The 8,141-nt window shown below is 66.3% G+C and carries 8 protein-coding genes and 1 pseudogene; 5 read left to right on the top strand and 4 right to left on the bottom strand.

Translation table 11 applies throughout. From position 1 onward, the window contains the following. Both SR3_RS29645 and copC read right to left on the bottom strand, forming a co-directional pair. Window positions 1-566, bottom strand: a pseudogene (locus tag SR3_RS29645) (copper homeostasis membrane protein CopD); the annotation flags it as partial. Beyond that, entirely contained in the window at window positions 566-955 is a 390-nt protein-coding gene (gene copC, locus SR3_RS29640; RefSeq protein WP_068094825.1) for a copper homeostasis periplasmic binding protein CopC, read from the bottom strand. The pseudogene SR3_RS29645 and the gene copC, both read right to left, overlap by 1 nt. A gap of 140 nt (window positions 956-1,095) precedes the next feature. Here copC and SR3_RS29635 point away from each other — a divergent pair, with 140 nt between their 5' ends. The 5 genes from SR3_RS29635 to SR3_RS29615 all read left to right on the top strand — a co-directional run bounded on the left by SR3_RS29635 (window position 1,096) and on the right by SR3_RS29615 (window position 5,109). Further along, on the top strand, window positions 1,096-1,368 hold the full coding sequence (locus tag SR3_RS29635) for a hypothetical protein (protein ID WP_157099211.1): 273 nt from the start codon (window positions 1,096-1,098) through the stop codon (window positions 1,366-1,368). After that, a complete protein-coding gene (locus SR3_RS29630; RefSeq protein ID WP_068094817.1) occupies window positions 1,365-1,805 on the top strand; it encodes a periplasmic heavy metal sensor in 441 nt (146 codons plus the stop codon). Before SR3_RS29635 ends, SR3_RS29630 begins: the two co-directional genes overlap by 4 nt. A 78-nt stretch (window positions 1,806-1,883) precedes the next feature. Further along, a complete protein-coding gene (locus SR3_RS29625) occupies window positions 1,884-2,396 on the top strand; it encodes an RNA polymerase sigma factor (RefSeq protein ID WP_068094836.1) in 513 nt (170 codons plus the stop codon). Window positions 2,397-2,446: 50 nt separating this feature from the next. Next, window positions 2,447-4,141 carry a copper resistance system multicopper oxidase gene (locus SR3_RS29620; protein WP_068094834.1) on the top strand — a complete coding sequence of 565 codons (1,695 nt, stop codon included), beginning with the start codon at window positions 2,447-2,449 and terminating at the stop codon, window positions 4,139-4,141. A gap of 14 nt (window positions 4,142-4,155) precedes the next feature. Then, window positions 4,156-5,109 carry a copper resistance protein B gene (locus SR3_RS29615; protein WP_068094830.1) on the top strand — a complete coding sequence of 318 codons (954 nt, stop codon included), beginning with the start codon at window positions 4,156-4,158 and terminating at the stop codon, window positions 5,107-5,109. A 58-nt stretch (window positions 5,110-5,167) separates the two neighbouring features. Here SR3_RS29615 and SR3_RS29610 read toward each other — a convergent pair whose 3' ends face one another. Both SR3_RS29610 and SR3_RS29605 read right to left on the bottom strand, forming a co-directional pair. After that, complete coding sequence (locus tag SR3_RS29610; protein WP_245654158.1) at window positions 5,168-6,151, bottom strand: 2-hydroxyacid dehydrogenase; 984 nt, start codon at window positions 6,149-6,151, stop codon at window positions 5,168-5,170. A gap of 86 nt (window positions 6,152-6,237) precedes the next feature. Continuing rightward, window positions 6,238-8,141, bottom strand: a 1,904-nt coding sequence (locus SR3_RS29605; RefSeq protein ID WP_068094816.1) for a TonB-dependent siderophore receptor, incomplete at its 5' end; no start/stop codon positions are given.

The following is an 8,141-nucleotide window of genomic DNA, read 5'->3' as shown; positions in this document are numbered from 1 at the left end:
AGCGCAAAGCCGGAGAGTGAGCGCAAGAGCTGTGAGAGGGCCACGCCGTCCTTAGCCTGAGCGCGCCACAGCCGGGCGGTGAACAGCAGCAGCGCCCCCACCCAGGCAAGGCCGCCCCACAGATGAGCCATGTCGCCCGCCAGCCGGATCAGGCCAGCGCTGCCTTGCGAGGCCGCGCCATGACCGCCCCATGCCAGACTGGCCGCGGCCACGCCCGCAACCGCAGCCAATGGGCCCAGCGCGCGGCCAGAAAGCGCGAGGATCAGGCCGATCAGCAAGGCACACAGCCGCGCAAGCACACTCCAGCCCAGCGCGGAATGGCAGGCCATCATCATGACCATATCCCGGTCGAGATCGGTCAGGCTGCAGCCCATCATCGCGGCCATCGTCACGAGAAAGCCCAGCATGCCGATGCCAAGCCCGGCCAGACAGCCGATGCCCAAAACCAGCCGCCACGCCCTGCCGATCCGGCGTTCCCCCAGCAGATATGCCGTGAAGGGAACGCCGAAGACCAGCGCCAGATCGATGAACTGCGCCCAGCGCAGCCAGACCTGCGCCCCGTCCATCACTTGACGGTGAAGGTCAACTTGCCCGTCACCCGATGGGTGTCGGTGGAAACGACATGCCAGTCGGCCTCATAGGTGCCGGCGGGCAGGGGGCGGGCCAGCTTGGCCAGCAGGGTCACGCCATCGGGCGCAACGCTGGTCTTCACGCCGGTCATCTTCATCGGCTGATGGTGATCCATGCCCGGCATGCCGGTCATCAGCAGGTCCATGCCCGACATGGCGGCCATCAGCGGCTCGCTGAAGGTCACCGAAACCTGCGTGACATTGCTGGCGGCGGCGCCTTCGGCAGGCTTGGCCGAAACCAGCTTGGGATGGGCCATGGCGGGGGCGGCAAGGCCGGCAACGGCAAGACCGGCAGACAGGGCGGCGGCGAGAAGACGATGACGCATCGAGGAAACTCCCGTTTGGTTGTTCCGGGGATACGCAGCGGCGGTGAAGACCCCTCGAAAATTTTCGCTTCGGGCAAAAATCGTGAGGGATGCCGCGCGATGCTGCGTATGGAGAGGCGTGCACCAGAGGATTTTCGCGCATGACCGACCTTGACCACCTGCTTGCCGGCCTTGGCGACAGGCCGCTCGACCCCCGCCTTGCTGCGATCGATGCCTCGGTCTTTGCCGGGCTTGAGGCCGAACAGCGGCCTGCCCTGTCGCGCGGGGCGCTGGGCGTACTGACCGGGCTGGCCATGCTGGGCGGCGTTCTGGCAACAGCGTGGCCGGCTCCGGCGGCGCTGGGGGGCAGTGCCACGCCGATCGGGGTGCCGCGTGAGTTGATGCCCTCCACCCTGTTGGGAGAGGAACCGTGAACCGGCGCTCCTCGCTGATCCTGGCGGCGGCGCTGGCCTTTGTGGCGGCGGTCGGCGGGGTCTGCCTCGGGCATATGGTGATCGCCCCGCCGCGCCCGGTGGAAAGCCAGATGCATCAGTTGCTGCATGAACAGCTCAATCTCGATGCCGCCCAGTCGGCGCGCGTCGAGGGGCTGGAAAAGGATTTCGCGCTGCGCAAGGCCGCGCTGGAGGCGCAATTGCGCGCGGCCAATGTCGATCTGGCCGCCGCCATCGAGGCCGAGCATGGCTATGGCCCGCGCGTCGCCAGTGCCGTGGACAAATCGCACCACGCCATGGGGGAGCTGCAGAAAGCCACGCTGGAGCATGTCTTTGCCATGCGCAGCGTGCTGCGCCCCGATCAGGCGAACCGCTTCGACGCGGCGATCGTGAAGGCCCTGACCGGTCCGGCCAAATGATGGCAGGGACAGGCAGGCGGGAGGCGGTTCTTGGCTGATCTGGCCGGGCTCAGCGATGGGGATCTTGCCGTGTTGGCCATGGCCGGGCGGCAGGCGGCCTATCGCCTGCTGCTCGACCGCCATCGCGCGCTGGTCTTCCGCATTGCCCGCAACCATTGCGGCGATGACGATGCCGCGCTGGACATCACGCAGCAGAGTTTCGTCAGCGCTTTTGCCGCGCTGGCGCGTTATGACCGGGCCCGGCCCTTTGCCCATTGGCTGGCGCGCATCACGCTCAACAAGTGCCATGACTGGGCCCGCCGCCGCAAGGTGCGCGATTTCTTCAGCTTCGCCCGCCCGCTTGACGAGGCGACGCAGATCGCCGCGCCGCAGGTCGCTGCCGACACGCAGCTCGCCGATGCGCAGGAGCTGCGCCGGGCGATGGCGGCGATGGCCCGCCTGCCCGACAGGCTGAAAGAGGTGCTGGTGCTGCGCACGCTGGAGGGCATGAGCCAGAGCGAGGTCGCCAGCCTGCTGGGCATCAGCGAAAAGGCGGTCGAAACCCGCCTGCACCGCGCCCGAGAAAAATTGGCCGCCCTTTTGAGGGGTTGATGGCCCGGCCGCGTATCAACAGGCAGACCATCTTTCGGGACAGAAACATCATGTCATCCTGGATCATCGACCGACGCGCCCTGCTGGGGGCCGCCGGTCAGCTTGGCGGTGTGGCGCTGGCCGGGCAGGCCACGCCCGGCTGGGCCAAGACCCTCTCGCAAGGGGCGGCTGCCTTGCCCCAGTCCGAAGTGCTGTCGGGCGAGGCGATCACCCTGCGCATCGGCAAGGGGCATGTGACCATCGGCGGCAAGCCTGCCAAGGCCATCACCATCAACGGCACCGTGCCCGGCCCGATGCTGCAGCTGAAGGAAGGCCAGATGCTACGCCTGACCGTCATCAACGAGCTGGATGAGCCAAGCTCGCTGCATTGGCACGGGCTGGTGCTGCCCTTCCAGATGGATGGCGTGCCGGGCGTGTCCTTCCCCGGCATTCCGCCGCGCTCCAGCTTTACCTATGAGTTCCCCATCGTCCAGCACGGTACCTATTGGTATCACAGCCATTCGGGCCTGCAGGAGATGATGGGCTGCTATGCCCCCATCGTCATCGAACCCGCCGAGGCGCTGCCGGCGCTTTTGCCTTCCATGCGCGAGCATGTGGTGCTGCTGTCCGACCACAGCTTTGTTAACCCGGCCCGCATCGCGCGCAATCTGAAGGTCGAGGCCGATTACTACAACCGCCAGCCCCAGACGCTGTCGGGCCTGATGGCCGGGCATGAGCTGTCGCTGGATCAGCGGCTGAGCTGGGCGAAGATGCGCATGTCGCCCACCGACATCGCCGACGTCACGGCCTCGGTGATGCATTATCTGGCCAACGGCCACGGCCCGGACGAGAACTGGACCGGCCTGTTCTCCCCCGGTGAGCCGGTGCGGCTGCGTTTCATCAATGCCGCCTCGATGACCTTCTTCAATGTCCGCATTCCGGGGCTGGCGATGCAGGTGGTGGCCGCTGACGGGCAGGATGTGCAACCCGTCACCGTGGAGGAATTCCAGTTTGGCGCAGGCGAAACCTATGATGTGATCGTCACCCCGCAGAACCGCGCCTACACGATCGCCGCCGAGACGATGGACCGCTCCGGCATGGCACGCGCCACGCTCGCCCCTGCCGCGGGGATGACGGCGCCGGTGCCGCCGCGACGCGCAAGGCCGCTGCTGACCATGAAGGATATGGGCATGGATATGTCGGGCGGGGCGATGAAAGGCATGTCCATGAAGATGCGCGACGGCTCGCTGGCGCCTCAGGTGAAGATGGGGCCGGGCGTCGATATGATCAGCGCCATGCCCGAGGATCGCATGAGCGACCCCGGCATCGGCATGGGCGATGTCGGCCACAAGGTGCTGACCTATCGCGATCTGGTGGCGTTGCATCCCAACCCGGATCTGCGCGCGCCCGAACGCGAGATCGAGGTCCATCTGACCGGCGCCATGGAGCGCTATATGTGGTCGATGGACGGCAAGACCATGAGCCAGGCCCACGAACCCATCCCCATGCGCAAGGGCGAGAGGGTGCGCTTCACGCTGGTCAATGACACGATGATGGCGCATCCCATCCATCTGCATGGCCATATCTTCGAGCTGGTCACCGGCCATGGCGACCATTCGCCGCGCAAGCATACGGTGACGGTGCAGCCCGGCGGCAAGGCCAGCTTCGATGTCACCGCAGAGCCGGGCGACTGGGCGTTTCACTGCCACCTCTTCCTGCATATGGCGATGGGCATGATGCGTGTCGTCCAGGTGCGTCCGGCGTGATGGGGGGCAGGATCATGACCGATCGCTGCGCCGTCGCGCTGGCCGCGCTGGCTCTGGCCCTGCCCGCCATGTCCCATGCGCAGGACACGATGCCGGGGATGGATATGGGCGGCCATCAGCATCACCATGCCCCGGCTCCCCCCGCGCAACAGGCGGCGGATCAGCCAGCAGCGCCTGCCGCTCCGGCTGCGGAGGGGGCGAGCGACGAGCCCAAGGGCACCGACCAGTCCCCCGGCAGCGCCGAGCCGCCGCCCGTCGCGCATGATCTGGCGGGCAGCCGCTATTGGGATCCGCAGGCGATGGCGCAGGCGCATCACGCGATGATGACCGAGCGTCCGGCCCCGCTCTATGGCGCGGTGAAGATGGACATTGCCGAATATCAGTTCGGCAAGAACGGCGATTCCTGGCGCTGGGAGGGCGAGGGCTGGCTGGGCGACACCAACCGCCTCTGGGTCCGCAGCCGCGGCGAAGGCCCGGTCGGCGGCCGTCTGGAGGATGCCGAGGTGGAAGCCGCCTATTCCCGCGCGATCAGCCCCTGGTGGAACCTGCAGGCGGGTGTGCGTCAGGATCTGGGGACGGGGCCGGTGCGCACCCATGCGATGCTGGCGCTCGAAGGTCTGGCGCCCTATCGCTTCGAGACGCTGGCGGCGGCCTATCTCTCCGACAAGGGCCAGTGGACCGGGCGGATCGAGGCCTCGGTGGATGAGCGGGTGACACGCCGCATCGTTCTGCAGCCGCGCGTGGAGTTCAACCTTTCAGCGCAGGATATGCCGCAGCAGCGGCTGGGCGCGGGGCTGACTACGGCCGAACTGGGCTTTCGCCTGCGCTATGAGTTCAGCCGCAAGTTCGCGCCCTATCTCGGCGTCTCATGGACATGGGCGGGCGGGCGCACGGCCGACTACCGCCGCGCCGATGGGGAGAGCCCCTCGGCCCGTGTCTTCGTGCTGGGCATCAAGAGCTGGTTCTGAGGTTAGCGCCGGGCGGGGATGATCGCCCCGCCCGGCGGCTGTAGCCAGTATCCTGTGGTCAGTATTGGGTCTTGGGATCGACCAGCCCCGGCAGGGGCGCGCCTGCCAGATCCGCGCGGATCGCCTCGGCAACCACCATCGCGCTGGAGGCGGGGAGAGTGGCGCTGGCGATATGCGGCGTGACCTCGATGGCGGGATGGCGCCAGAAGGGATGATCGGCGGGCAGCGGCTCGTTCTCGAAGACGTCGAGGATGGCCGCGCCGATCTGGCCTTCTTCCAGCGCCGCCAGCAGATCGCCTTCCACCAGATGCGCGCCGCGCCCGGCATTGATGATCGCGGCGCCGCGCGGCAGGGCCCCGAACAGATCGGCATTGAGGATGCCGCGCGTTTCGGGCGTCAGCGGCAGCAGGCAGACCAGAATGTCGAGATCGCTCAGAAAGGTGGCCAGCTCTTCCTGCCCCGCAAAGCAGTCCACGCCCGGCATGGCATGGCGCGAGCGGGCCCAGCCCGAGAGGCGGAAGCCAAAGGGCGCCAGCGCGGTCAGCGCGGATTGCCCCAGGCGCCCCATGCCCAGCACGCCGACGCGCCTGTCAGCCGCGCGGACCTGCGGGCGGTGAGCCCATTCGCCTCTGGCCGCTGCGGCGCGGTAGTGATGCAGGTCGCGGTGCAGCGACAGGACGCCCGCCGCGACATATTCGGTCATGCCCTCGGCCAGCGCCGGATCGATCATGCGCAGCACGGGCAGGCCATCGGGCACCACGCTCAGGTCGAGCTGATCGACGCCAGCCCCCACCGACAGCAGAAAGCGCAGATTGGGCAGGCCATCGAGCAGCCCTTCGGGCAGGGTCCATGCGCCGACATAGCCGATCTCGCCGGGATCGCCGACATCGGGCCATTGGCGCACCTCCAGACCGGGGATCATCTGCGGCAGCCTTTCGGCCCAGATGCGCCCACGCTCGGGCGAGCCCACGTGAAGAAAGACGGGAGGAGTCATGGTCAGCGCCACCGTTGCAAGGGACAGAAACAGCGCCCGAACCATCATGGGACGGTTCGGGCGTGGGGTGATGGGTCGCATGTCTGCGGGATGCGCTGCCGCCGGGCAAGACCCGTGCGGCGCTGCATCCTCGCTTACATCTTATAGGCCAGATGCACCATGAACTGGCGCGGGGCCCCTGGCATCAGCCAGATGCGCGAATAGGAGCTGGGGAAATAGGTCACGTTGAACAGATTGGTGACCTCTCCGGAAAGCTTGAGCTTCTCGGTCAACCCGATCGAGGCCGAGACGCGGGTCAGCGTATAGCTGGGCAGCATGAACATCGCGCCGCTGGCGTTGCGATAGCCCGTTTCGCCCACACGCTGGCCCACGTAATTGATCCCGGCGCCGATATCCGCCTTCTTGCCGGCCAGCGTGAAATCCTTGAACAGCAGCGCGCTGGCACTGTTCTTGGGCACGTTGATCAACTGGTCGCCCTTGTGGAGCGAATAGCCGAAGTTGGGATCGATCGCGTCCTGATCGATGATCGCGTCGGTGTAGGCATAGTTGAGGTCCACCCGGAAACCATAGGGCAGCTTGCCGCTGACCGAGGCCTCGACACCCCGGCTGCGCGCCTTGCCCGCCGCGATCGAGAAGCCCGCATTGACCGGATCGGCGGTCAGCACATTGGTCTTGGTCATGGTGTAGAGCGCAAGCGAGGCCAGCAGCGCATTGTGGAAGGCCGAGAGTTTGCCGCCAACCTCCCAGGCCGTGGTCTTTTCGGGCAGGAAGGCGTTGTTGTTCGCATCGGTGCCGATGTTGGGCCGGAAGCCCTTGCCGAAGCTGCCATAAAGCGTGAGCGACTGGGTGGGCAGGATGCTCAGGCCTAGCTGCGGGCTGAAGGCATTGCGCGTCTGGCGGGCAAAGGCGTTGCCGATGCGGTTCTGCACGATCTGGTCGAAATGGTCATATCGGCCGCCCGCGCGCAGCTTCAGCCAGCCGGTGACATCGATCATGTCCTGCAGATAGGCGCCGCCTTCCTCGTCCTTTTCCAGACTGTTGATGAAGGCGCCCACGGTGGCCAGATTGCCGTAGACCGGATTGTAGACGTTGACGGCATTGCCGGCGGCGAGCGTGGTCTGCGCGGCCACAGAGGGCGGGCGGAAGCGGTTCTGGATCGTGTCGAGCGTGAAATAGTTCCAGTCCGCGCCGATCTGCAGATTATGCGTGAGGCCGAAGGTCTCGGCCTTGCCGTCGACTTCGCCGCGGAAGGTCAGGTCGGTGGTGTTGTAATCGCGATAGCGGCGCTGGCGCGACAGGTTGGTGCTGTCGGTGTAGAAGCGCTGGCGGCTGGTGGTGTTCTCCGCCTCGGTGGCATAGCCGCTGAAGGAGGAGGTGCGATAGGAGGCGCCCAGCAGCACAGTCCAGTTCTTGCTGAAGCTGTGCTGCATCTGGAGCTGATGGCTGAAGCTCTCGGTGGTGATGGGGCCATCGCCCGGCTCGCCCAGAAAGCGCGTGCGGGGAATGGCGTAGAGATTGCCGTTGACCGCCACGATGCCGCGATCGAAGGGCACCTGCTGATGGACCCATTCGAAATCGTAGGACAGCTTGGTGGCATCGTTGAGCTGCCACAGGAATGATGGCGAGATCGTATAGGTCTTGTGATGCATATATTGGCGATAGCTGTCGCCCTCATCATAGGCCCCGGTGATCCGCGCCGCGAATTTCGAGGTGAGCGCGACATTGACGTCACCCTGCACGCGGCGGTTGTTGTAGCTGCCGCCTGAAAGCTGAAGTTCTCCGCCATTGGTGAAATACGGCTTCTTGGTGATGATGTTCACCGCGCCGCCCGGATCGCCGCGCCCGAAGAGGGCCGAGGTCGGTCCCTTGATCACCTCGATCCGTTCGATGTTCGAGGCATCGCGCGCGCCGCCATACCCGCGTGAGGCGCTGAAGCCGTTGAGCAGATAATTGCTCGACTGGCTTTCGTCGCCGGCAAAGCCGCGAATGGCATAGCTGTCGAACAGGCCGCCGAAATTGTTCTGGCGGGCCACGCCCG

This window comes from Novosphingobium rosa NBRC 15208, assembly GCF_001598555.1.
Taxonomy (GTDB): domain Bacteria; phylum Pseudomonadota; class Alphaproteobacteria; order Sphingomonadales; family Sphingomonadaceae; genus Novosphingobium; species Novosphingobium rosa.
The sequence above is the reverse complement of the archived record's forward strand: the minus strand, read 5'-3'. Positions and strand labels throughout refer to the sequence as shown.

Bases quoted from the DNA above. Each gene is read 5' to 3' on its own strand.
- SR3_RS29610 (WP_245654158.1), bottom strand. From the start codon at position 6,151: ATGATGGTTCGGGCGCTGTTTCTGTCCCTTGCAACGGTGGCGCTGACC.
- copC (WP_068094825.1), bottom strand. From the start codon at position 955: ATGCGTCATCGTCTTCTCGCCGCCGCCCTGTCTGCCGGTCTTGCCGTT.
- SR3_RS29625 (WP_068094836.1), top strand. From the start codon at position 1,884: ATGGCCGGGCGGCAGGCGGCCTATCGCCTGCTGCTCGACCGCCATCGC.
- SR3_RS29635 (WP_157099211.1), top strand. From the start codon at position 1,096: ATGACCGACCTTGACCACCTGCTTGCCGGCCTTGGCGACAGGCCGCTC.
- SR3_RS29615 (WP_068094830.1), top strand. From the start codon at position 4,156: ATGACCGATCGCTGCGCCGTCGCGCTGGCCGCGCTGGCTCTGGCCCTG.
- SR3_RS29620 (WP_068094834.1), top strand. From the start codon at position 2,447: ATGTCATCCTGGATCATCGACCGACGCGCCCTGCTGGGGGCCGCCGGT.